The following is a 19,228-nucleotide window of genomic DNA, read 5'->3' on the forward strand; positions in this document are numbered from 1 at the left end:
TGTGGTGGTCTATGAGCCCCCCCTCTGTATTGTGCGCGCGCGCGCGGGGCCCCGCGGGGGGGGCCCCCGGGGCGCGGGGGGCGCCCCCCCCCCCCGACGCGAGGGGAAGAGCTCAGGCGCGCAGGATCAGCGCGTCCCCCTGCCCGCCGCCGCCGCACAGCGCGGCGGCGCCCACGCCGCCCCCGCGGCGCTGGAGGGCGAGGGCCAGGTGCAGGGCCAGGCGCGCGCCCGAGGCGCCGACCGGGTGGCCCAGGGCGATCGCGCCACCGTCGGTGTTGACGAGCCCGGGGTCGATCCCGAGGTCCTCGACCGACTGGAGCGCGACGGCCGCGAAGGCCTCGTTGATCTCGACCAGGTCGAGCTCGTCGGCCTTCATGCCCTCGCGCTCGAGCGCGTGGGTGATCGCGCGGGCGGGCTGGGAGTGCAGCGAGTTGTCGGGCCCCGCGACCTGGCCGGCCGACCGGATCTCGGCCAACCAGGTGAGGCCGCGGGAGAGCGCGAAGGCCTTGCTGACGACCACGACCGCCGCGGCGCCGTCGGACAGCGGTGACGACGAGCCGGCCGTGATGGTGCCGTCCTCGACGAACGCGGGGCGCAGGCGGGCGAGCGCCTCGACCGTGGTGCCGGGACGGATGCCCTCGTCGTCCGCGACGACGACCGGGTCGCCCTTGCGCTGCGGGACGGTGACGGGCGCGATCTCCTCGGCGAGCCGCCCCTCCTCGCGGGCCGCTGCCGCGAGGGTGTGCGAGCGGGCCGCGTACTCGTCCTGCTCCCCGCGGCCGATGCCGCGCGTCGCGCAGCCGCGGTCGGTGGCCTCGCCCATGATCTGACCGTCGAACGGGTCGCGCAGGCCGTCGTGGGTGAGCGAGTCCGCCATGGTCACGTCACCGAACGCGAAGCCCTTGCGCGACCCGAGCACGAGGTGCGGCGCGTTCGTCATGGACTCCTGGCCGCCCGCGACGACGACCGACGCCTCGCCCGTGCGGATCAGGCGTGCGGCGTCGATGATCGCGGTCAGGCCCGACAGGCACAGCTTGTTGATCGTGACAGTCGGGACGTCCCAGCCGATCCCGGCCGCGATCGCTGCCCGGCGCGCCGGCCCCTGACCGCCGCCCGCCTGGATGACCTGGCCCATGATCACGGCGTCGACGTCGGTGGCGGCGACGCCCGCGGCGTCGAGCGCGCCGCGGATCGCGTGCGCGCCCAGCTCGTGCGCGGGCAGCGACGCGAGCGCGCCCTGGAAGCGCGTGAACGGCGTGCGTGCGCCGTGCAGGAGGACGGGGACGTGGGCGTCGTTGCTCATGGGGTGCTCCATCGGAAAGGGCCCGGCGCGGATCGGGGGTGTCAGGTGAACGGAGGTCCGCGCCGGGTGGTCTGGGGTGGGGCGGCCCCGTGGGGCCGCTCGCGTGGGTGCGGCGCTCCCGGTACGGGGGAGCGCCGCCGGTGGGGGCTACACGAACGCCGAGACGCCCGTGATGTCGCGACCCACGATGAGGGCCTGGACGCTCTCGGTGCCTTCGTAGGTGTGCAGGGCCTCGACGTCCGCGAAGTGCCGCGCGACGCGGTTCGCGAGGAGGATGCCGTTGCCGCCCAGCATGTCGCGCGCGCTCGCCGCGATCTCTCGGGCGCCGCGCGTGCAGGTGTACTTGGCGATCGAGGCCTGCGGGCCGGAGAGCTGCCCGGCCTCGTCGAGTCGGGTCATCTGCGCGACGAGGAGCTGCATCTGGGTCAGGGTCGAGAGCATGCGGGTCAGCCGCTCCTGGACCATCTGGTTGGCCGCGAGGGGGCGGCCGAACTGGACGCGCTGCTTGGCGTAGGCGACGGCCGTCTCGTAGCAGGCGGTCGCGTGCCCGACGGCGGACCACGCCACCCCGAGGCGTGTCGCCTGGAGCACGCGGCCGGTGTCCTTGAACGACCGCCCGCCCGGGAGCATGGCCGAGGCCGGGACGAACACGTCGGTCAGGACGATGTGGGCCTGCCAGATCGCGCGGAGCGAGACCTTGCCCTCGATGGTCTTGGCCGCGTAGCCCGCAGTGTCCTGGGGCACGAGGAACCCGTGCACCTGGTTGTCGCCGTCCTCGCCGACCAGTCGCGCCCACAGCACCGTGATGTCGCCGCACGACCCGAAGCCGATCCACTTCTTCTCGCCGTCGATCACGAAGCCCTCGACGCCGTCGCGGGTCACGCGGCGGGCCGTGGTCTCGAGCGAGACCGAGTCCGAGCCGTGCGTGGGCTCGGTCAGGGCGAACGCGCCGAGCTTCTCGCCGCGTGTGAGCGGGCCGAGCCACTCGGCCTTCTGCTCGTCCGAGCCGAGGAGCTGGATCGAGCGCAGCGCGAGGCCGCCCTGGACGCCGCAGATCGTCGCGACCGAGCCGTCGCCGCGCGACATCTCCATCTCGGCGAGACCGGCGCCCATGAGGCTGATCCGGGGAGAGCCGGGGACGTCGACGCCGTCGCGCAGGAAGTCGAGCTCACCCATGCGCTTGGCGAGGCCGAACGGCACCTCGGCGCGCTCCCAGTACCCGTCGATCACGGGCAGGACCTCGTCCTGGACGAACGTGCGGACCCGCTGCTGCAGGTCGCGGTCGGCGTCGGTCGCGTCCGAGAACGCGCCGGCGTAGTCGATGCCGAGCGGCTGCGAGAGGTCGTAGTCCGGCTCGGTCACGTTCTGGCGGACGGGGTTCTCGATCGTCATGGGGGATGCTCCCGGTGTCGGGCCGGACGTCGGTGTCGGGCGATACACCCCATGGTGCGTGATATCGCGTCTCAGGTCAAGAGACGCGGTATCAGCGGCGATCGCGGAGCCCCGCCCGGGGTACGCACGACCCCGGGCGACGGGTCTCCCGGTCAGGCCTGGGCTGGACCCGAGATGTTCACGAGCCAGCTCACGCCGAACCCGTCGACGCACATGCCGAACGCGTCGCCCCACGGCGCGACCTCGAGCGGCACGGTCACGCTCCCGCTCGACGACAGCTTGTCCCAGTAGCCGCGCAGCTCGGCGTCGTCCGCCTGCTCGCCGCTCAGCGAGATCGAGAATCCCGCGCCGGTCGGGACCTCCATCGAGCTCGGGGTGTCCGCGGCCATGAGGACCAGGCCGTGGGGGGACTCGAGCTGGGAGTGCATGACCTTGTCGGCGTCGGCCGGGTCCTCGGAGGCCTGGAAGTCGGCGAACGTGCTGATCGTCAGCTCGCCCCCGAACACGTCGCGGTAGAACTCGATCGCTTGTCGTGCGTCGTCGCGGAAGTTCAGGTAGGGGTTGAGTCGCGTGGCCATGGTGGTGCCGCCTTTCCCGTCGCGTCGTCGAGCCGGATGCGGGTGCGCTGCGCAGCGGCGCACCCTTTCCGAGTATCCGCCCGCGGCGGGGCCGACGGCAGGGGGGAGCGTCAGTCCCGTCCGACGACGGCCGCCCCCGCGCTCTCGTCGGGGTGCGAGCCCGCGAGCCGCAGGGCCTTGGCACGTCGGTCGATCCGCCACCACACGAAGAACCCGACGAGCGTGAACGCCCCGTAGAACACGTACATGAACGCGGACGCGTAGAAGCCGGCGTCGACCAGCAGGGGCACGCCCACGATGTCGACCGCGACCCAGATCAGCCAGAACTCGACCCAGCCCTTGGCCATGCCGTACGTCGCGAGCAGCGAGCCCATGAAGATCCAGGCGTCGGCCCACACGGGCTCGTAGGACTCGAGCATCCGGAAGATCGGGGTCAGGACGAGCGTCCCGCCCACGAGCGCCACGACGAGGAAGACGCGTTGCCGCCACGTGGCCCACCGGGGTTCGACCGACACCCCGTGGCTGTCCGCGTCGAGGTTCGCCGCGTCCTGGCCGAGGCGCGCGCGGGTGCGCCGCCACTGGACCCAGCCGTACACCGACACGACGACGAACATGACCTGGCGTCCGGCCTGGCCGAGCAGGTTGACGGGGTTGGGCGTCGCGAACACCGCGCCCAGGAACACCGTGAGGAGCAGCAGGTTGCCGACGATCCCCACGGGCCACGCCCAGATCTTGCGGCGCATGCCTCCGAGCGCGGACGCCAGGCCGAACCCGTTGCCGACGATCTCCCGCCACAGCAGGTGCTGGCCGCCGATCGTCAGCTGCGCGTCGAAGAGCGCGTGGATCAGGTCCATCGATGTTCCCTCGTCCTGGGCACGGCGGCTCCGGGGTGAGGGCGGGCGCCTGGTCGGGGATGCCCTGTCCGGGCTGCCCGACGGCGGCGCTCACCACGGCGAGACCGGTCCCGACGGTCGTGGGCGGGCTCGACGGATCGTCGTGCCCGACCCGGCCGGGGACGGCCGTGCCGCACGTGCTTCCTCCCATCCGGACTTTCACCGTCGGTCCTGGAGTTCCACCAGGTCAACCGCGCGTGGGCGCGGGTCGCGGACTGTCACCGCCGGCTCGGAATTGCACCGACCCCGGAGCACGTTCGTGCGTACTGCTTGCTGTAGTGCTGCAACCGCCGATGGTACCGGTGCATTCCCGGGGCTCGTCGGTGCTGTGCCGAGTGCGTGGTTCGGCTGCGACACGCCCGGCGAGCCGCAGCCGAATCACGCACTCAACGCGTCGCGCACGGCCCGGGCCACCTCGTCGGGGTCGACGTCGCCGTCGAGCACGGTCACGACGACGCGGCGGGTCGGCACGGTACCGACGGTGGTGTCGGCAGCGGGGCCCGCCGTCGGACCGTCGCCCGCCTCGCCCCCGGTGCGCCCGGGTGACGTGGACGACTGGGGTGGCTCCGTCGTCGGGCCTGCGGGGTTGCGGGCCGCGCGGCGCAGGTCCGCGAACGCCTCCTCGAGCTCGGGACGCAGGTCCTGGTCGGGGTCGCGCAACCAGCGGCGCAGGATCGCGTTGTGCACCGCGACGACCGACGCCGCGAACGCGACCGACGCGGTCGAGTTCCGGGTGTCGGCGGGCAGGGTGTCGCGCAGGTAGGACGTGAACGCCCGCTCGTAGCGGTGCGTGGTCACGAGCTCGCGGTCGCGCAGCGCGGGCACGTCCTGCAGGAGACGGTGCCGTGCGACCGACGTCTCGCGCTGGCCCACGTGGTGGTCGAACACGAGCCGGGCCGCCTTGCACACCTCGACGTACGGGTCGACGTTCTCGAGCTCCTCGGGGGTGACGCCCCGCGCGGCGGGGCGGGTCTCCCCGAGGAGGACCACGACGGCGTCCAGGAGCAGCTCGTGGTCCGCGAAGACCACGTCCTCCTTGGAGCGGAACCGTCGGAAGAACGTGGCCCGGCTGATCTGCGCGGCGTCGGCGATGTCCTCGACGGTCGTCTGCTCGTAGCCCTTCCGGGTGAACAGCTCGATCGCCGCGTCGACCGCCTGCGCGTGCGTGTTGCTTCGTGCGGCACTCATGAACGGGACGGTACACCGCGTGCTGCGGGCGGGGCATGCCGCGGGGAGGCCGTGGGCGGGGGCTGCTCGGCAGATGGTCCGTGCGTGGTCGCCGCATCGGGCGACACTGGGTCGGCGGCTGGTCGCCGCGCGCCGTGCCGTCGGGTCGGCGGCTGGTCGCCGCGCGCCGTGCCCGACGGCGTCGCTACAGTGACGAGAGAGGCGGAGACAGGCTGACGCGACCGGAGGCGACGCGCATGACGGACGGCGACGAGACGCGGGCGGCAGGCTCCGGAGAGGGCGCTGAGGGCAGCGCGCACGGGGGCGAGGGCGAGCCGGCCGCGCGCTCGTGGAAGAACGTCGACCACCACGCCCAGCGGGACAGCCTGAGCGACCGGTTCGCGCGGGGCGGCCCTGCCGACTTCCTCTACGGCGCCGTGGTCGCAGGGTTCATGCTCGCGGTGTCGAGCACGCACGACGCGTCGAGCGAGTTCGTCGTGGCCGCGGTCGCGGGCGTGCTGATCGTCTACTGGGCCGCGCACGTGTACGTGTCGGCGCTCGGAGGGCGTTTCCGGGACACCGAGCACTCCGTTGCCGAGCGGCTGAGGCTCGCGTCCTCCGAGGAGGTGTGGGTCCTCCTCGGCGGGGTGCCGGCGCTCGCGGTCTACCTCGTGGGCCGGTTGTTCGGCCTCGACGTGCCGGGGGCTGCGCTGCTCGCGCTGTGGTTCACCGTGATCATGCTCGCGGTCCTCGGGCACCTGGCAGCGCATCGCGCGGGGGTCCGGGGCTGGGCCCTGACGGTCGAGACCGTGATCGCGGGGGCGTTCGGTCTGCTGATCATCGGGCTGAAGTCGCTCCTGCACTGAGACCGGTCGCGTGGCGGCATCGCCGGGCCGAGGGGTGACCGAGCCGCTGTCCTCCGGAGGTCGTCGTCCGCACAGCCACCACAATTGTTGTGGCGGCAGAGAAAACACACCCGGGGGTAGCGCCCGACGTGCCCGGCGCACCTGCCCGGCGTGCCCGTCACCAGGGCCCGGCGAACGCTACGCCGCGGCCCGCACCAGCTCCCCGCACGTCAGCTCGACCGCGAGCGTGTTCCCCGCCGGGGCGAGCGGGCACGCCCACGCCGGGTCGTACGCGCACGACGGGTTGTACGCGAAGTTGAGGTCGACGACCAGGGGCGCGTCGCCGTCGGGCACGGGACGGGAGGACGCGGACCCCAGGTCCGCGCCCTTGATCGTGTCCAGGAGGTACCGCCCCCCGCCGTACGTCGCTCGCGACCGGTCCTTGACCGGCACGAACAGACCGCCCCCGTACGACCGCAGCGCCCACACGTCCAGCGACCCCAGCCCGGGCAGGTCGAGGCTCCCGACGCGCTCGAACGGCACCACACCGTCGGTGCCCGTCGGGACGTCGAGCCGCACCGCTGCGGGAGTGCCGCGCGCCGGGTCGGGCACGAGCGGCACCTCGAAACGCATCGCGGCGTCGTACGGACCGACCGGGACCCCGGTGAACGCGGCCCGGTCCTCGGGCAGGAGCGGCGAGGCCGGGTGCTCGGCCAGGAGGTCGTCGCGCGACGCGACCCAGTACTCGTGCGCGGCCGCAGGGTCCTCGACAGCCACGTCGCGGACGCGCGCGTACAGGTGCTGGACGCGACGGCGCCAGTCGACGACGTGCAGCTCGGTGATCATCTGGCCAGCGTGTCAGCCCGGAAGCGCACCGGCACCTCGATCCGACCGCTCGGCCGGCCTAGAAGGTCGGCAAGACCCTCAACCACCCGAACGCGTACCGGAACGGCGAGCTCGCTCCGGCCCACAGCACTCCCCACGCCCCCGCACGGTGCCGGACGGCCTCGACGACGTCGAGGACGAGCGACGCCAGCAGTCCCAGGACGAACAAGCCGGCGAACGTCCACACGACTGCGTCCGGGAGATCGAGGAAGAGGGCCACGACGAGCACCACCGCGGTCGGCAGGCCGACCAGCATCCCCACGAAGGACGACACCGATCCCAGCTTCTCCGTCTCGGTCGGCTCCCGACGGGGCGTCCTGGCCATGCGTCCTCCCCCTGGCCCCGGGGCGGCGCCGCGGAGCACAGCCTAGGGGAGCGGCTGCTTCCGGGGCAGCGCCAGGTGGGTGCTCAGTGGTGCAGCCGGTAGAACCGGAAGAGGCTGAACCCCTCGATCGGCAGGACCTCGACACGCTCGAACCCGGCGTCGAGCGCGTACCGTTCGAGCGTCGCGGGCCGCATGACCGTCCCCGTGCCGACCGACGGCGACGACGACAACCCGTCCGGCAGGCACACGAACTGGCTGAACCCGTACATGAGCCGGTCCACCTCGTCCCCCGGCGCGGTGAACTCCTCGGCGACGGCCTCGTCCATGACGACCACGGCGCCGTCGGGCACGACGGCCCGACGCACCGCGGACAGCACCTCGACCGGACGCGGCATGTCGTGCGTGCACTCGAACGCGAAGGCCGCGTCGAGCGCGATCGAGTCGGGGAGCGTCGCCGCGTCCGCGACCCGGAACGTCACACGGTCCGCGACCCCCGCGGCCTCGGCGTTCGCGCGGGCCATGTCGACCGACGGGGCGTCCACGTCGTACCCGTCGAACCGGGCCTGCGGGTACGCGCGCGCGAGCGCGACGGTCGACCACCCGGCGCCGCAGCCCACGTCCGCGACGCGCGCCGCCGGGCGCGACAGGATCGCGTGCAGGTCCGGTACCTGACCGAGCGCACCCGCGAGCTCGTGCTCGAACCACGGCCTGTTCAGGTCCGCCTGGGCCTCGCGCGCGTCCGCGCCGAGCCGGCCCCACGAGACCCCGCCGCCGTCGCGGTACGCGTCGAGCAGCTCGTCGAACGTGCGCCCCACGGCCGCGAACAACCGGGGCAGAGGTCCCAGGTACGCGAGGCTGTGCTCGTCGGTCAGGACCTCGGCCGGGCCGGGCGGCAGGGCGTAGCGGCGCGCCGAGGCGTCGTCCCCCGGCACGCCGGACGGCACGCGCCCAGGAACGACAGCGAGGATCCCCGCGACCGCCTGCCCCTCGAGCCACTCGCGCGCATAGCGCTCCTGCGTGCCCGTCCGCGCGGCCAGCTCGGACGACGTCGCAGGACCGTCCGTCGCGAGCGACCGGTACCAGCCCAGCCGGTCCCCGAGATACACCCCGAAGACCTCGATCGCGCCGAGGGACGACGCGAACAGCCGCTCGGCGAACTCGTCGACCCCCGGGCCGGAGTCCGCAGGGGCGGGGGAGGGGAGCGAGCCGGGCGGTCCTCCGGGTCGTCCGTCGGGGACGCCGACCGGGACCTGCGGTGTCGTGGACATGACTGCTCCGTCCGTCGAGGACACGGCGTCCACGGTCGTCGTCGACGCGCGGACGCACGGACCACCTCCAGCGTAAATCCGTTGCGCACCCGTGGGAGCATGCACAGCATGCTGGTCACCCTCACGACGACCGCCGGCGCGCCGGCCGGGACCGCCCTGCCCAGGACCGCCCTGCCCGGTGCGGCTGCGCCCGGGACAGAGACACCAGCACCAGAGACGCCCACGACAGCGATGACGGACGCGACCGACCTCGGGTACCTGCTGCACAAGCACCCCGCGCGGGCCCAGTCGTTCGACCTGCCCGTCGGCACGGCGCACGTCTTCTACCCCGAGGCCGAGCCCGCGCGCTGCACGGTCGCGCTGCTCCTCGAGGTCGACCCCGTGGGGATCGTGCGCAACAAGCGGTTCGGTGGCCGCGACGCGTTCTCGCTCGCCCAGTACGTCAACGACCGGCCCTACGCCGCCTCGTCGATGCTCGCGGTCGCGCTCGGCGCAGTGTTCCGCACCGCGATGACGGGCCGCTGCGACTCCCGGCAGGCGCTCGCGGACTCCCCGGTCCCGCTCGAGATCCACGTCCCCGCGCTGCCGTGCCGCGGAGGTGCGCGGCTCGCCGAGCGCCTGTTCGAGCCCCTGGGCTGGACCGTCGTCGCCACGCCCGAGCCGCTCGACCCGACCGTGCCCGAGTGGGGCGACTCGCGCTACGTCGACCTGCGCCTGACCGGGACCGTTCGGCTCGCCGACGCCCTGCACCACCTGTACGTCCTTCTGCCCGTGCTCGACGACGCCAAGCACTACTGGGTCACGGGCGACGAGGTCGACAAGCTGCTGCGCGCGGGCGAGGGGTGGCTCGCCGGTCACCCCGAGCGGGACCAGATCATGCACCGCTACCTCGCGCACCAGCACCGGTACGTCGAGGACGCGACCGACCGCCTCGTGACGCTCGACGGCGGCCCGCTGCCTGCGGACGCCGGGACGGACGCCGGCGCCGAGCCCGGTACCGACGAGACCCCGACCGAGGGCGACGTCCCCGCCGCGGGGAGCGACGCCGTCGGGCAGGAGAAGGCGCCCACGCTCGCCCGGCAGCGCGCCGAGGCCGTGATCGCGGCCCTGCACGAGGTCGGCGCGCGCAGCGTCGTCGACCTCGGGTGCGGCGAGGGCGCCCTGCTGCGCCTCCTCGCCGCCGACCGCCGCTTCACGCGGCTGCTCGGCACCGACGTGGCGGCGCGCGAGCTCGAACGGGCCGCGACGCGCCTCCGTCTCGAGGACGCGAGCGACGCCGAGCGCGAGCGCGTGCAGCTCGTGCAGTCCTCGCTCACGTACCGCGACGAGCGGATCGCGGGCTTCGACGCCGCGGTGCTCATGGAGGTGATCGAGCACGTCGACCCGCCGCGCCTGGGCGCGCTCGAACGGGTCGTGTTCGCCGAGGCCCGGCCGGCGACGGTCGTCGTGACGACGCCCAACGTCGAGTACAACGCGCTGTACCCGGCGCTCGAGGAGCACGGCCACCGCCACACGGACCACCGGTTCGAGTGGACGCGCGCCGAGCTCCAGGCGTGGGCCGACGGCGTCGCGCACCGTCACGGGTACGCGGTGACCTTCCGCGACGTCGGGCCAGAGGACGTGGGGCCGCGCGGGCTGGGGTCGCCGACGCAGATGGCGCTGTTCGTACGATCGACGGAGGCAGGAGCATGACCGAGGAGCAGCGCGTGACCGACGAGGGCCCCCGCGTCCTGACCGTGCCCGAGCTCTCGCTCGTGGTCCTCGTCGGGGTGTCCGGGTCCGGGAAGTCGACGTTCGCACGCGAACGGTTCGGGCCCTTCGAGGCCGTCTCCTCGGACTTCTGCCGCGGCCTCGTCTCGGGCGACGTCAACGACCAGTCGGCCACGGCCGCGGCGTTCGAGGTGCTCGGCACGATCGTGAGCAAGCGGCTCGAGGCGGGGCACCTGACGGTCGTCGACGCGACGAACGTGCAGTCCGCAGCGCGCAAGAACCTCGTGGCGCTCGCGCGGGCGCACGACGTCCTGCCCGTCGCGATCGTGCTCGACGTGCCCGAGACCGTCGCGATCGAGCGCAACCGCTCCCGCCCCGACCGCGACTTCGGCGACCACGTCGTCAAGCGTCAGCGCCAGGCGCTGCGCTCGTCGCTCAAGTCCCTGAACCGAGAGGGCTTCCGCAAGGTCCACGTGCTGCGCGGCGTCGACGAGATCGCGTCCGCCACGATCTCCCGCGAGCCGCTGCTGAACGACCTCCGCGACCAGACCGGGCCGTTCGACGCGATCGGTGACGTGCACGGCTGCCGCGCCGAGCTCGAGGCCCTGCTGACCACGCTCGGATACGTGATCGAGCGCGACGAGGCCGGCCGTGCGGTCGACGCCGCCCACCCCGAAGGCCGCCGCGCGGTGTTCCTGGGCGACCTCGTCGACCGCGGACCGGACTCGCCGGGCGTCCTGCGCCTCGTCATGGGCATGGTCCGGGCGGGGCACGCGCTCGCCGTACCCGGCAACCACGAGCACAAGCTCGTGCGCGCGCTCGCGGGGCGCAACGTGACCGTCAGCCACGGGCTGGAGACGACGCTCGCACAGCTCGCCGAGGAGCCCGAGGAGTTCCGCAAGGACGTCGAGACGTTCTGCCGTGACCTGGTCTCGCACCTCGTGCTCGACGGCGGGCGGCTCGTGGTCGCGCACGCGGGGCTCAAGGAGTCGTACCACGGGCGCGCGTCGGGGCGGGTGCGCAGCTTCGCGCTCTACGGCGACACCACGGGCGAGACCGACGAGTTCGGGCTGCCCGTGCGCTACCCCTGGGCGAACGAGTACCGCGGCCGGGCCATGGTGCTCTACGGGCACACGCCCACGCCCGAGGCCGAGTGGGTCAACAACACGATGTGCCTCGACACGGGCTGCGTGTTCGGCGGGAAGCTCTCGGCGCTGCGCTACCCCGAGAAGGAGCTCGTCTCGGTGCCCGCGGCCGAGGTCTACTACGAGCCCGCGCGCCCGTTCCTGCAGGACGCCGGTACCGACGCGGCGGGCACCGAAGGGGCACAGCCGCAGCGCGATCCCGACGTGCTCGACGTGACCGACGTGCTCGGCCGGCGCTCGGTCGTCACGGGCACGCGGGGCAGGATCACGATCCCCGAGGAGAACGCCGCGGGGGCCCTGGAGGTCATGAGCCGGTTCGCGGTCGACCCGCGGGCGCTGCTGTACCTGCCGCCGACCATGAGCCCGGTCGCGACGTCACGGCTCCCCGGCTACCTCGAGCACCCCGACGGCGCGTTCGCGGCGTACGCGGGCGACGGCGTCGGGCAGGTCGTGTGCGAGGAGAAGCACATGGGTTCGCGCGCCGTGGTGCTGGTGTGCCGCGAGGCGTACGGGGCCTCGGCGTGGCGCTTCGGCGTGGACGTCCAGCCGGGAGGGCGCGGGGTCGCGCACACGCGGACGGGACGTCCGCTCTTCTCCGGCCCGACGGCGGAGGCCCTCCTCGAGCGCGTCGCGAAGGCCCTCGACGGGGCCGGGGTGTGGGACGAGCTGGGGGCCGACTGGGTCCTGCTCGACGCCGAGATCCTGCCCTGGTCCGCCAAGGCCGACCAGCTCATCCGCGACCAGTACGCGAGCGTCGGGGCCGCAGCGCGCGCGGTCATGCCGCCCGCGCTCGCGGCGCTCGACGCGGCCGTCGCGCGCGGTGTCGACGTCGAGGGGCTGCGGACGCGGACGGCGTCGCGCGCCGACGACGCCGAGAGATACACCGAGGCGTACCGCCGCTACCGGTGGCCCATCGACGGGCTCGACGGCGTGCAGCTCGCACCCTTCCAGGTGCTCGCGAGCGGGACGAGCGGTTCCGGCGAACCGGTCGGTGCCCCCGGCCCGGCCACCCCGGGCGGGGCGACCTACGCGACGCGCGACCACCTGTGGCACCTGGGCATCGCCGACCGCCTGGTCGAGGCCGACCCGGTGCTCTTCCGGCCGACGCGCCGTCTCGTGGTCGACCTCGCGGACGACGCCTCGCGCGCCGAGGGGGTCCGCTGGTGGGAGGAGATGACCGAGGCGGGCGGCGAGGGGATGGTCGTCAAGCCCCTCGCGAACCTCGTGCGCGGGCCCAAGGGGCTCGTCCAGCCGGGGCTCAAGGTCCGCGGCCGCGAGTACCTGCGGATCATCTACGGACCCGAGTACACCCAGGAGCACCACCTGGAGCGGCTCCGGGTCCGGTCGCTGGGCCGCAAGCAGTCGCTCGCGCTGCGCGAGTACGCGCTGGGGCTCGAGGCCGTCGAGCGCGTGGTCGCGGGCGAGCCGCTGTGGCGCGTCCACGAGGTCGTCTTCGCGGTCCTGGCGCTCGAGTCGGAGCCGGTCGACCCGCGGCTCTGAGCAGCCTGGGGAGGGCCGTGACATGGCGGGACCCGCGTGACCTCGAGGTCACGCGGGTCCTGACGGGTCTGTGGGGTCGTGACAGGTCAGCCGGTCAGCCCAGCGTCGCGAACGAGCTGAGCGCGAGCGCGGAGAACAGCGCGATGGCCACGAGGACCGAGCCGGCCACGAGCCAGCCGTTCGCGCGGTCGGACGGGTCGCTCGCCGCGGCCGGGCGACGTGACTGCGGGACGGACGCGTCGTCGTCGGGCAGGGAGGTGGGGCGCGAGCCGTCCGGGCGCTGCGACGAGCGCGCACGGCGCGCGGTCGAGTCGTGGCCGCGGAGTGCGACGCGGATCGGCGTCGAGGTCGTGACCTGCGTGGTCATGCTTCCTCCCCAGGGAAAGTTGGCCGCCCTCGCTGTCGCGGGGCGTGCTACCAGTCTCTGCGGGGCGGGGGTGCGGGCACATCGGTCCTCCGAACCATCCTCGGAGAGGGTCCCGTCCTCCCGGAGGATGACGGGCGCCCGTCGGATGGGGGACATCCCCTCCGGGACGCCCCTGAGGGGCGGGCCCTGGGTGCGCAGCCGACCGGTGCGCGCCGGCCGGGGGCAGGTACCGAGACTACCGCGGGGCGTTTCGCTGGTGGTCGATCCGCTGGAGGTAGCGGATCTCGCGGAACCCCACCGCGACCGCGACGAGCAGCGGGAACCACGCCCACGTGCGGCCTCTGAGCAGCGAGAACAGGCTCACGAGCCCCACCACGGCGCACCCGAGCACGGTCAGGAGGCTCGCCCAGCGGATGTTCTTCATGCGGTCGTCCTCGGTTCGCTCGTGCGGGTCGTCGGTGCGGGCGGTCAGGCCGGGGGAGCGCTGCGCACCGCGAGGACCACGCCCTCGACGCTGCGGACCGCCATGCGCAGCGCGTCGCTGCGCGACGCACCGTCCTCGGTCATGACCGACCAGGCGTTGAACAGTGTCCACCACACGGTGCGCTGGTTCCAGGAGATGGTCAGTGTCGGGTCGAACGTGCCGTCGTCCTGGCCTCGTGCGAACAGCGCGCGCACGGGGGCCTCGGCCGCGTCGCTCTCGGCCCAGAACGCCTCGTCCTCGGCGAGCGAGGCCTCGTGGAACAGCAGCATGTACCAGGGCCCCAGGTCGAAGTACTCGATCACGAGCCGGCGCAGGGCCGCGGCCGGGTCGCCGTCCTCGAGCCGGGCCGCGCGGATCGCGGCGCGCGTGCGGTCGAGGGCCTCGGCCCCGACGGCTCGGATGAGGTCCGCGCGCTCGGGGAAGTAGCGGTGCAGGGTGCTGCGGCCGACCTGCGCGGCCTGGGCGACCTCACCGAGCGAGGCCGAGGCGTTGGTGCTGAACACCTCGACGGCCGCGTCGAGGATCGCGCGCCGGGTGCGGGCACGGGTTCCGGTCGCGGGGGCCTCGGGGACCGCAGGCGTCGCGGCGGGAGGAGCGTCGGCGCTCGCCTCGCGCGGCACGGCGGCGGTGTCGCTGGCTGTCACGTGCTCAGCGTATCCGCGAAGCGACGGGACGTCTCTTGTCTGAAATGGGACATGCGTGTTCCACTGGGCGCATGGCCGCCACCGCCCCCGCGTCGACCGACCCGACCCTCGAGACCTCCGGGCCGCCTGAGCCCAAGGGGCCGCTCCTCCCACGCCTCAAGGTCCTGTGGACCTTCGTCAAGCCCCACCGACGCACGCTCGCGCTGGGCCTGGTCCTCGGGCTCGGCACCACGGCCGCGAGCCTCGCGACCCCCATGGTCACCAAGCGCGTCCTCGACACGCTCGGCACCGGGGCCTCGCTCGCGCCGGCCGTCGGGCTGCTGGTCGGGCTCCTGCTCGTGGGGCTCGTCCTGGGCCTGTGGCAGTGGATCCTGCTGGGCACGCTCGCCGAGCGCGTGGTGCTCGACGCCCGCACCTCGATGGTCCGCCGCTTCTTCCGCGCCAAGGTCGGGGCGCTCGGGTCGCGGCCCACCGGAGAGCTCGTCACGCGCGTCACCTCGGACACCGTGCTGCTGCGCGAGGCCGCGTCGTCGAGCATCGTCAACCTCGTCAACGCGGTCGTCGGGCTGGTGGGGACGATCGTCCTCATGGCCGTGCTCGACACGGTCCTGCTCGGCACGACGCTCCTCGCGATCGTCGTCATCGGCGTGCTCGTGGGGTCGCTCATGCCGCGCATCGCCAAGGCCCAGGAGCAGGCCCAGGAGTCGCTCGGACGGCTCGGCGGCGTGCTCGAGGGCGGACTGCGCGCGCTGCGGACCATCAAGGCGAGCCGCGCCGAGCAGCGCCAGATCGACCGCGTGGTCGGCGACGCGCGCGACGCGGCCCGGCACAGCGTGCGGTCGGTGCGCACCGAGGCCGTCGCCTGGACCATCGCGGGCGGCGGCATCCAGCTCGCGATCATCGTGATCCTCGCGCTCGGCGCGTGGCGCGTCGACCAGGGCCTGCTCGCGGTCTCGAGCCTGGTCGCGTTCCTGCTGTACGCGTTCCAGATCGTCGACCCCGTCACGAGCCTCACGCAGAACGTCAGCCAGCTCCAGGCCGGTATCGCGGCCGCGGGCCGCATCCGCGAGGTCGAGGCCATCGAGATCGAGGAGCCCGGGCGGGCCGGCGCCCCTGCCGGGGACGCACCCGGGCGAGGTGCGGCGGGAGGGGGCGTGCCGTCGTCGGGCCGGGGGAGTGCCCTGCCCGACGGCGCCGCGCACCCACCGCGTCTCGCCCACCCCTCCCCGGGCGAGGCGGGCGAGACGCCCGTGCTCGCGTTCCGGGACGTGACCGCGCGCTACCTGCCCGGTGGCGAGCCCGTGGTCCGCGACCTCACGTTCGAGGTGCCCCGGCGCGGTCAGGTCGCGATCGTCGGCCCGTCGGGAGCCGGCAAGACCACCACGTTCTCGCTGCTCCTGCGCTTCCTCCAGCCCGAGTCCGGCACGCTGCTGCTCGACGGTCGGCCCTACGACGGCTACACGTTCGACGAGGTGCGCTCGCGCATCGCGTACGTCGAGCAGGAGACGCCCGTCGTGCCCGGCACGATCCGCGAGAACCTGCGCCTGTCCGACCCCGACGCGACCGAGGACGCCATGTGGGACGCGCTGGCCAAGGTCCGTCTCGACGCCAAGGTCCGCTCGCTCGAGGACGGGCTCGACACCTCGCTCGTCGGGACCACGGTCTCGGGCGGAGAACGCCAGCGCGTGGCCCTCGCCCGGGCCGTGCTGCACGCGCCCGAGGTGCTGCTGCTCGACGAGGCCACCGCACAGGTCGACGGCCTCACCGAGGCCGCGGTCCACGCCGTGATCGAGGACCTGTCGCGCGACCGAGCCGTCGTGACGATCGCTCACCGGCTCTCGACCGTGATCGACGCCGACCAGATCCTCGTCATGGAAGACGGTCGCGTGCGGGCGCGCGGGACGCACGCCGAGCTGCTCGCCGCCGACGAGCTGTACCGCGACCTCGTGGCCGCGCTGCGGATCTCGACCGAGACGCGGAGCGAGGAGCGGGGGACGCCCCGGGTCGAGGCGGGGGCCGGAGGGGGCACCGAGGCCTGAGGGCGACCGACGCTGCCGGGAGGAGCCGCGCGGACGGACCCTCAGCCCGGCACCGGGCCTCAGCCGAGCTGGGCGAGCCCCTCGGTCGCGATCTTCTCGAACGTCACCTGGTCGGCAGCGAACTGCGAGTCCGCGATGGGCCAGTGCAGCACGATCTCCGTGATGCCCTGGTCGCGGTAGGCCGCCGCGGTCTCGACGAACGCGTCGACCGAGTCGAGCGGCCGGTCGGGCGTGAACCCCGTCAGGAGGATGCGCTGGATGCTGCCCGGGTCTCGCCCCGCCTCGGTGCACGTGGCCTCGAGCCGGGACACCTGGGCGCCGACGGCCGCGCGTGACGCGGCCGGCGTGCCGTCCGTGCCGACGCGGTCGTCGCCCGTCGTGACCCACGCCTGGCCGTACCGCGCCGCGAGGCGCAGGCCGCGAGGACCGGTCGCGGCGATCGCGAACGGGATGCGCGGCTCCTGGACGGGACCCGGGATCGTCCGGGCCTCGTGCGCGCGGTAGTGCCCCTCGTCGTGCGTCACGGCGGGCTCGGTCAGGAGGCGGTCGAGCAGCGCCGTGAAGTCCCGCAGCCGGTCCGCGCGCTCGCGGGCCGACCAGCCCTCGCCCCCCAGGACCGTGGCGTCGAACCCTGTGGTCCCCGCACCGAGACCGAGCGTGACCCGCCCGCCCGAGAGGTCGTCGAGGGTCATGAGGTCCTTGGCGAGCGTCACGGGCTCGCGGAAGTTCGGCGAGGTCACGAGGGTCCCGAGGCGGATCCGCTCCGTGACCCCGGCTGCCGCGGCGAGCGTGGGCAGCGCGCCGAACCACGGGCCGTCGCGGAAGTCGCGCCACGACAGGTGGTCGTACGTGTAGGCCGCGTGGAACCCCAGGTCCTCCGCGCGGCGCCACACGTCGCGCCCCTCGGCCCAGCGGTAGATCGGCAGGATCACGGTGCTCAGTCGCATGCCCCGACCCTACGGTGCCGCGGGCGGCCCGCGCGGTGCGGGGAAGACCGCCGACGTGTGGTCTGCTGTCCTGAGTCCGATCCACGCATCACCGGAGGTTTCCATGGCCGTCGTCGTCAACGTCTCCCACCGCTACCCGCGCGCCGGGTCGCGCGACGAGCAGCTCGCGGTGGTCCGCGGCGACTGGCCCGTGCCCGAGGTCGACACCCCCGAGGCCTTCGCGGAGTCCGACGACGCCCAGGAGCTCCTCGACGCCGCCGACGTCCTGGTCGCCGCCGCGAGCAACGAGATCGTCGACGTCCAGCGCATCACGGGCCTCCAGGTCGACGAGGGCGGGCACGTCCGCTTCGAGACCGCCGACGAGCCCGCGCTCGTCGGGCTCGTCGGTCGGCGCCTGCGCGCCGGGGCGGCCTGGGAGCCGGGCGAGAGCTGGCCCGTGAAGCTGGTCGAGGTGTCGCGCGACCTCACGGAGTACCTCGACCTCGCGGCCCCGGCCGAACCGGGCACCCCGGGCGCCGAGGGGGCTGCCGGTGAGGAATCGCGCGCGGCCTCCGACGCGCTGCCCGGTGCGTCCGACCCGACGCCCGTCGGCGTGTCCCGCGACCTCGGTGGCTTCCACCTCTCGCTGACCGACGACGGCGACCTCGTGGTCACCGCTCCGCCGGGCCGCTCGGTGACCGTGGTCGCCGCGCAGATCGGCTGAGTCGCGGCGGGCCCGCGCCCGCCCTCGGCACCCTCGGTGACGTGGCAAGGTGGAGGACATGACGATCGACCTCCGCATCTTCACCGAGCCCCAGCAGGGCGCCACCTACGACGACATCCTCGCGGTCGCACGCGCCTCGGAGGAGCTCGACTTCGACGCGTTCTTCCGTTCCGACCACTACCTCGTCATGGGGGACGGCGACGGGCTCCCGGGCCCGACCGACGCCTGGACCACGCTCGCGGGCCTGGCGCGCGAGACCAGCCGCATCCGCCTGGGCACGCTCGTCACCTCGGCGACCTTCCGCCACCCGGGCGTGCTCGCGATCCAGGTCGCGCAGGTCGACCAGATGTCGGGCGGGCGCATCGAGCTGGGCCTGGGGGCGGGCTGGTTCCCGCAGGAGCACACCGCGTACGGCATCCCGTTCCCGGCCAAGCGGTTCGGGATCCTCGAGGAGCAGCTCGCGGTCATCACGGGGCTGTGGGAGACGCCGGTGGGGGAGAAGTTCAGCTTCGCGGGCGAGCACTACACGCTCACGGACTCGCCGGCGCTGCCCAAGCCCGTCCAGAGCCGCGTCCCGGTGATCGTCGGTGGGCACGGCCCGCGCAGGACCCCGGCGCTCGCGGCGCGCTACGCGACCGAGTTCAACGTCGCGTTCCCCGACCCGGGTGTGCTGGGCGACCGCATCGAGAACGTGCGCGTGGTCTGCCAGGACGCGGGCCGCGACCCCGACGACCTGATCTACTCGGCGGCGTTCGTGGTGTGCGTGGGCAAGGACGAGGCGGAGTTCCGTCGTCGCGCCGCGGCGATCGGTCGTGACCCGGAGGAGCTGCGGACCAACGGCATCGCGGGCACCGTGGCCGAGGCCGCGGACAAGCTCGCGGCCACGAGCGAGGACGGCGCGACCCGCTTCTACCTGCAGGTCCTGGACCTCGCGGACCTCGACCACCTCGAGCTCATCGCGCGGGAGGTCAGGCCGCAGCTGAGCTGAGCGCGCCACCCCGCCCGACGGCGGAGCGCACCTTCTCCGGGAAGG

General features: G+C 73.9%; 18 protein-coding genes and 1 riboswitch. Of the genes, 6 read left to right on the forward strand and 12 right to left on the reverse strand.

What is annotated here, in order from left to right:
• Positions 1 to 112 precede the first annotated feature (112 nt).
• From ACFWFR_RS08290 to ACFWFR_RS08310, 5 genes are all read right to left on the reverse strand, one after another.
• Positions 113 to 1,303: an acetyl-CoA C-acyltransferase gene (locus ACFWFR_RS08290; RefSeq protein ID WP_377622353.1), complete on the reverse strand. Its 1,191-nt coding sequence runs from the start codon at positions 1,301 to 1,303 to the stop codon at positions 113 to 115.
• Between the two features lie 147 nt (positions 1,304 to 1,450).
• The gene (locus ACFWFR_RS08295; RefSeq protein WP_377622354.1) at positions 1,451 to 2,695 is read right to left on the reverse strand and encodes an acyl-CoA dehydrogenase family protein; all 1,245 of its coding nucleotides are present in this window, start codon (positions 2,693 to 2,695) and stop codon (positions 1,451 to 1,453) included.
• Positions 2,696 to 2,847: 152 nt separating this feature from the next.
• The gene (locus tag ACFWFR_RS08300; RefSeq protein ID WP_377622356.1) at positions 2,848 to 3,273 is read right to left on the reverse strand and encodes a VOC family protein; all 426 of its coding nucleotides are present in this window, start codon (positions 3,271 to 3,273) and stop codon (positions 2,848 to 2,850) included.
• Between the two features lie 110 nt (positions 3,274 to 3,383).
• Positions 3,384 to 4,127, reverse strand: a complete 744-nt coding sequence (gene pnuC, locus ACFWFR_RS08305; RefSeq protein WP_191805329.1) for a nicotinamide riboside transporter PnuC — start codon at positions 4,125 to 4,127, stop codon at positions 3,384 to 3,386.
• Positions 4,128 to 4,299: 172 nt separating this feature from the next.
• A riboswitch (FMN riboswitch) is annotated at positions 4,300 to 4,425 on the reverse strand.
• Between the two features lie 119 nt (positions 4,426 to 4,544).
• Entirely contained in the window at positions 4,545 to 5,354 is an 810-nt protein-coding gene (locus ACFWFR_RS08310) for a helix-turn-helix domain-containing protein (RefSeq protein WP_377622358.1), read from the reverse strand.
• A 236-nt stretch (positions 5,355 to 5,590) separates the two neighbouring features.
• Between ACFWFR_RS08310 and ACFWFR_RS08315 the strand changes: the two genes are divergently transcribed.
• Positions 5,591 to 6,199 (forward strand): hypothetical protein, encoded by a 609-nt coding sequence (locus ACFWFR_RS08315; RefSeq protein WP_377622360.1) that lies wholly within the window; start codon positions 5,591 to 5,593, stop codon positions 6,197 to 6,199.
• Between the two features lie 177 nt (positions 6,200 to 6,376).
• Here ACFWFR_RS08315 and ACFWFR_RS08320 read toward each other — a convergent pair whose 3' ends face one another.
• The 3 genes from ACFWFR_RS08320 to ACFWFR_RS08330 form a co-directional block, all read right to left on the reverse strand.
• Positions 6,377 to 7,024, reverse strand: coding sequence for a DUF1684 domain-containing protein (locus tag ACFWFR_RS08320; protein WP_191805323.1), 648 nt, complete (start codon positions 7,022 to 7,024; stop codon positions 6,377 to 6,379).
• 58 nt (positions 7,025 to 7,082) lie between these two features.
• On the reverse strand, positions 7,083 to 7,388 hold the full coding sequence (locus ACFWFR_RS08325) for a hypothetical protein (RefSeq protein WP_377622362.1): 306 nt from the start codon (positions 7,386 to 7,388) through the stop codon (positions 7,083 to 7,085).
• A gap of 83 nt (positions 7,389 to 7,471) precedes the next feature.
• On the reverse strand, positions 7,472 to 8,656 hold the full coding sequence (locus ACFWFR_RS08330) for a class I SAM-dependent methyltransferase (protein ID WP_377622364.1): 1,185 nt from the start codon (positions 8,654 to 8,656) through the stop codon (positions 7,472 to 7,474).
• A gap of 231 nt (positions 8,657 to 8,887) precedes the next feature.
• Between ACFWFR_RS08330 and ACFWFR_RS08335 the strand changes: the two genes are divergently transcribed.
• Together ACFWFR_RS08335 and ACFWFR_RS08340 are read left to right on the forward strand one after the other, a co-directional pair.
• Positions 8,888 to 10,348, forward strand: coding sequence for a 3' terminal RNA ribose 2'-O-methyltransferase Hen1 (locus ACFWFR_RS08335; RefSeq protein WP_377622375.1), 1,461 nt, complete (start codon positions 8,888 to 8,890; stop codon positions 10,346 to 10,348).
• Entirely contained in the window at positions 10,345 to 13,011 is a 2,667-nt protein-coding gene (locus ACFWFR_RS08340; protein ID WP_377622366.1) for a polynucleotide kinase-phosphatase, read from the forward strand. Before ACFWFR_RS08335 ends, ACFWFR_RS08340 begins: the two co-directional genes overlap by 4 nt.
• 94 nt (positions 13,012 to 13,105) lie before the next feature.
• Here ACFWFR_RS08340 and ACFWFR_RS08345 read toward each other — a convergent pair whose 3' ends face one another.
• From ACFWFR_RS08345 to ACFWFR_RS08355, 3 genes are all read right to left on the reverse strand, one after another.
• The gene (locus ACFWFR_RS08345) at positions 13,106 to 13,378 is read right to left on the reverse strand and encodes a hypothetical protein (RefSeq protein WP_191805315.1); all 273 of its coding nucleotides are present in this window, start codon (positions 13,376 to 13,378) and stop codon (positions 13,106 to 13,108) included.
• 235 nt (positions 13,379 to 13,613) lie between these two features.
• Positions 13,614 to 13,802: a hypothetical protein gene (locus tag ACFWFR_RS08350; RefSeq protein WP_191805313.1), complete on the reverse strand. Its 189-nt coding sequence runs from the start codon at positions 13,800 to 13,802 to the stop codon at positions 13,614 to 13,616.
• A 44-nt stretch (positions 13,803 to 13,846) separates the two neighbouring features.
• Positions 13,847 to 14,506, reverse strand: coding sequence for a TetR/AcrR family transcriptional regulator (locus ACFWFR_RS08355; RefSeq protein ID WP_377622368.1), 660 nt, complete (start codon positions 14,504 to 14,506; stop codon positions 13,847 to 13,849).
• A 71-nt stretch (positions 14,507 to 14,577) separates the two neighbouring features.
• On the opposite strand from ACFWFR_RS08355, the gene ACFWFR_RS08360 reads away from it, so the two are divergent.
• On the forward strand, positions 14,578 to 16,545 hold the full coding sequence (locus ACFWFR_RS08360; protein WP_377622370.1) for an ABC transporter ATP-binding protein: 1,968 nt from the start codon (positions 14,578 to 14,580) through the stop codon (positions 16,543 to 16,545).
• 59 nt (positions 16,546 to 16,604) lie between these two features.
• Here ACFWFR_RS08360 and ACFWFR_RS08365 read toward each other — a convergent pair whose 3' ends face one another.
• Positions 16,605 to 17,492 (reverse strand): LLM class flavin-dependent oxidoreductase, encoded by an 888-nt coding sequence (locus ACFWFR_RS08365; protein ID WP_377622372.1) that lies wholly within the window; start codon positions 17,490 to 17,492, stop codon positions 16,605 to 16,607.
• 103 nt (positions 17,493 to 17,595) lie between these two features.
• On the opposite strand from ACFWFR_RS08365, the gene ACFWFR_RS08370 reads away from it, so the two are divergent.
• Complete coding sequence (locus ACFWFR_RS08370) at positions 17,596 to 18,195, forward strand: hypothetical protein (protein ID WP_377622373.1); 600 nt, start codon at positions 17,596 to 17,598, stop codon at positions 18,193 to 18,195.
• Between the two features lie 64 nt (positions 18,196 to 18,259).
• Complete coding sequence (locus tag ACFWFR_RS08375; protein ID WP_377615447.1) at positions 18,260 to 19,183, forward strand: LLM class F420-dependent oxidoreductase; 924 nt, start codon at positions 18,260 to 18,262, stop codon at positions 19,181 to 19,183.
• Positions 19,184 to 19,228: the final 45 nt, after the last annotated feature.

Source organism: Oerskovia sp. NPDC060287 (assembly GCF_042726775.1).
Classification (GTDB): Bacteria; Actinomycetota; Actinomycetes; order Actinomycetales; family Cellulomonadaceae; genus Oerskovia; species Oerskovia merdavium.

Coding starts and splice junctions, on each gene's coding strand:
- ACFWFR_RS08290 (WP_377622353.1), bottom strand. CDS start 1,303: ATGAGCAACGACGCCCACGTCCCCGTCCTCCTGCACGGCGCACGCACG.
- ACFWFR_RS08295 (WP_377622354.1), bottom strand. CDS start 2,695: ATGACGATCGAGAACCCCGTCCGCCAGAACGTGACCGAGCCGGACTAC.
- ACFWFR_RS08300 (WP_377622356.1), bottom strand. CDS start 3,273: ATGGCCACGCGACTCAACCCCTACCTGAACTTCCGCGACGACGCACGA.
- pnuC (WP_191805329.1), bottom strand. CDS start 4,127: ATGGACCTGATCCACGCGCTCTTCGACGCGCAGCTGACGATCGGCGGC.
- ACFWFR_RS08310 (WP_377622358.1), bottom strand. CDS start 5,354: ATGAGTGCCGCACGAAGCAACACGCACGCGCAGGCGGTCGACGCGGCG.
- ACFWFR_RS08315 (WP_377622360.1), top strand. CDS start 5,591: ATGACGGACGGCGACGAGACGCGGGCGGCAGGCTCCGGAGAGGGCGCT.
- ACFWFR_RS08320 (WP_191805323.1), bottom strand. CDS start 7,024: ATGATCACCGAGCTGCACGTCGTCGACTGGCGCCGTCGCGTCCAGCAC.
- ACFWFR_RS08325 (WP_377622362.1), bottom strand. CDS start 7,388: ATGGCCAGGACGCCCCGTCGGGAGCCGACCGAGACGGAGAAGCTGGGA.
- ACFWFR_RS08330 (WP_377622364.1), bottom strand. CDS start 8,656: ATGTCCACGACACCGCAGGTCCCGGTCGGCGTCCCCGACGGACGACCC.
- ACFWFR_RS08335 (WP_377622375.1), top strand. CDS start 8,888: ATGACGGACGCGACCGACCTCGGGTACCTGCTGCACAAGCACCCCGCG.
- ACFWFR_RS08340 (WP_377622366.1), top strand. CDS start 10,345: ATGACCGAGGAGCAGCGCGTGACCGACGAGGGCCCCCGCGTCCTGACC.
- ACFWFR_RS08345 (WP_191805315.1), bottom strand. CDS start 13,378: ATGACCACGCAGGTCACGACCTCGACGCCGATCCGCGTCGCACTCCGC.
- ACFWFR_RS08350 (WP_191805313.1), bottom strand. CDS start 13,802: ATGAAGAACATCCGCTGGGCGAGCCTCCTGACCGTGCTCGGGTGCGCC.
- ACFWFR_RS08360 (WP_377622370.1), top strand. CDS start 14,578: ATGGCCGCCACCGCCCCCGCGTCGACCGACCCGACCCTCGAGACCTCC.
- ACFWFR_RS08365 (WP_377622372.1), bottom strand. CDS start 17,492: ATGCGACTGAGCACCGTGATCCTGCCGATCTACCGCTGGGCCGAGGGG.
- ACFWFR_RS08370 (WP_377622373.1), top strand. CDS start 17,596: ATGGCCGTCGTCGTCAACGTCTCCCACCGCTACCCGCGCGCCGGGTCG.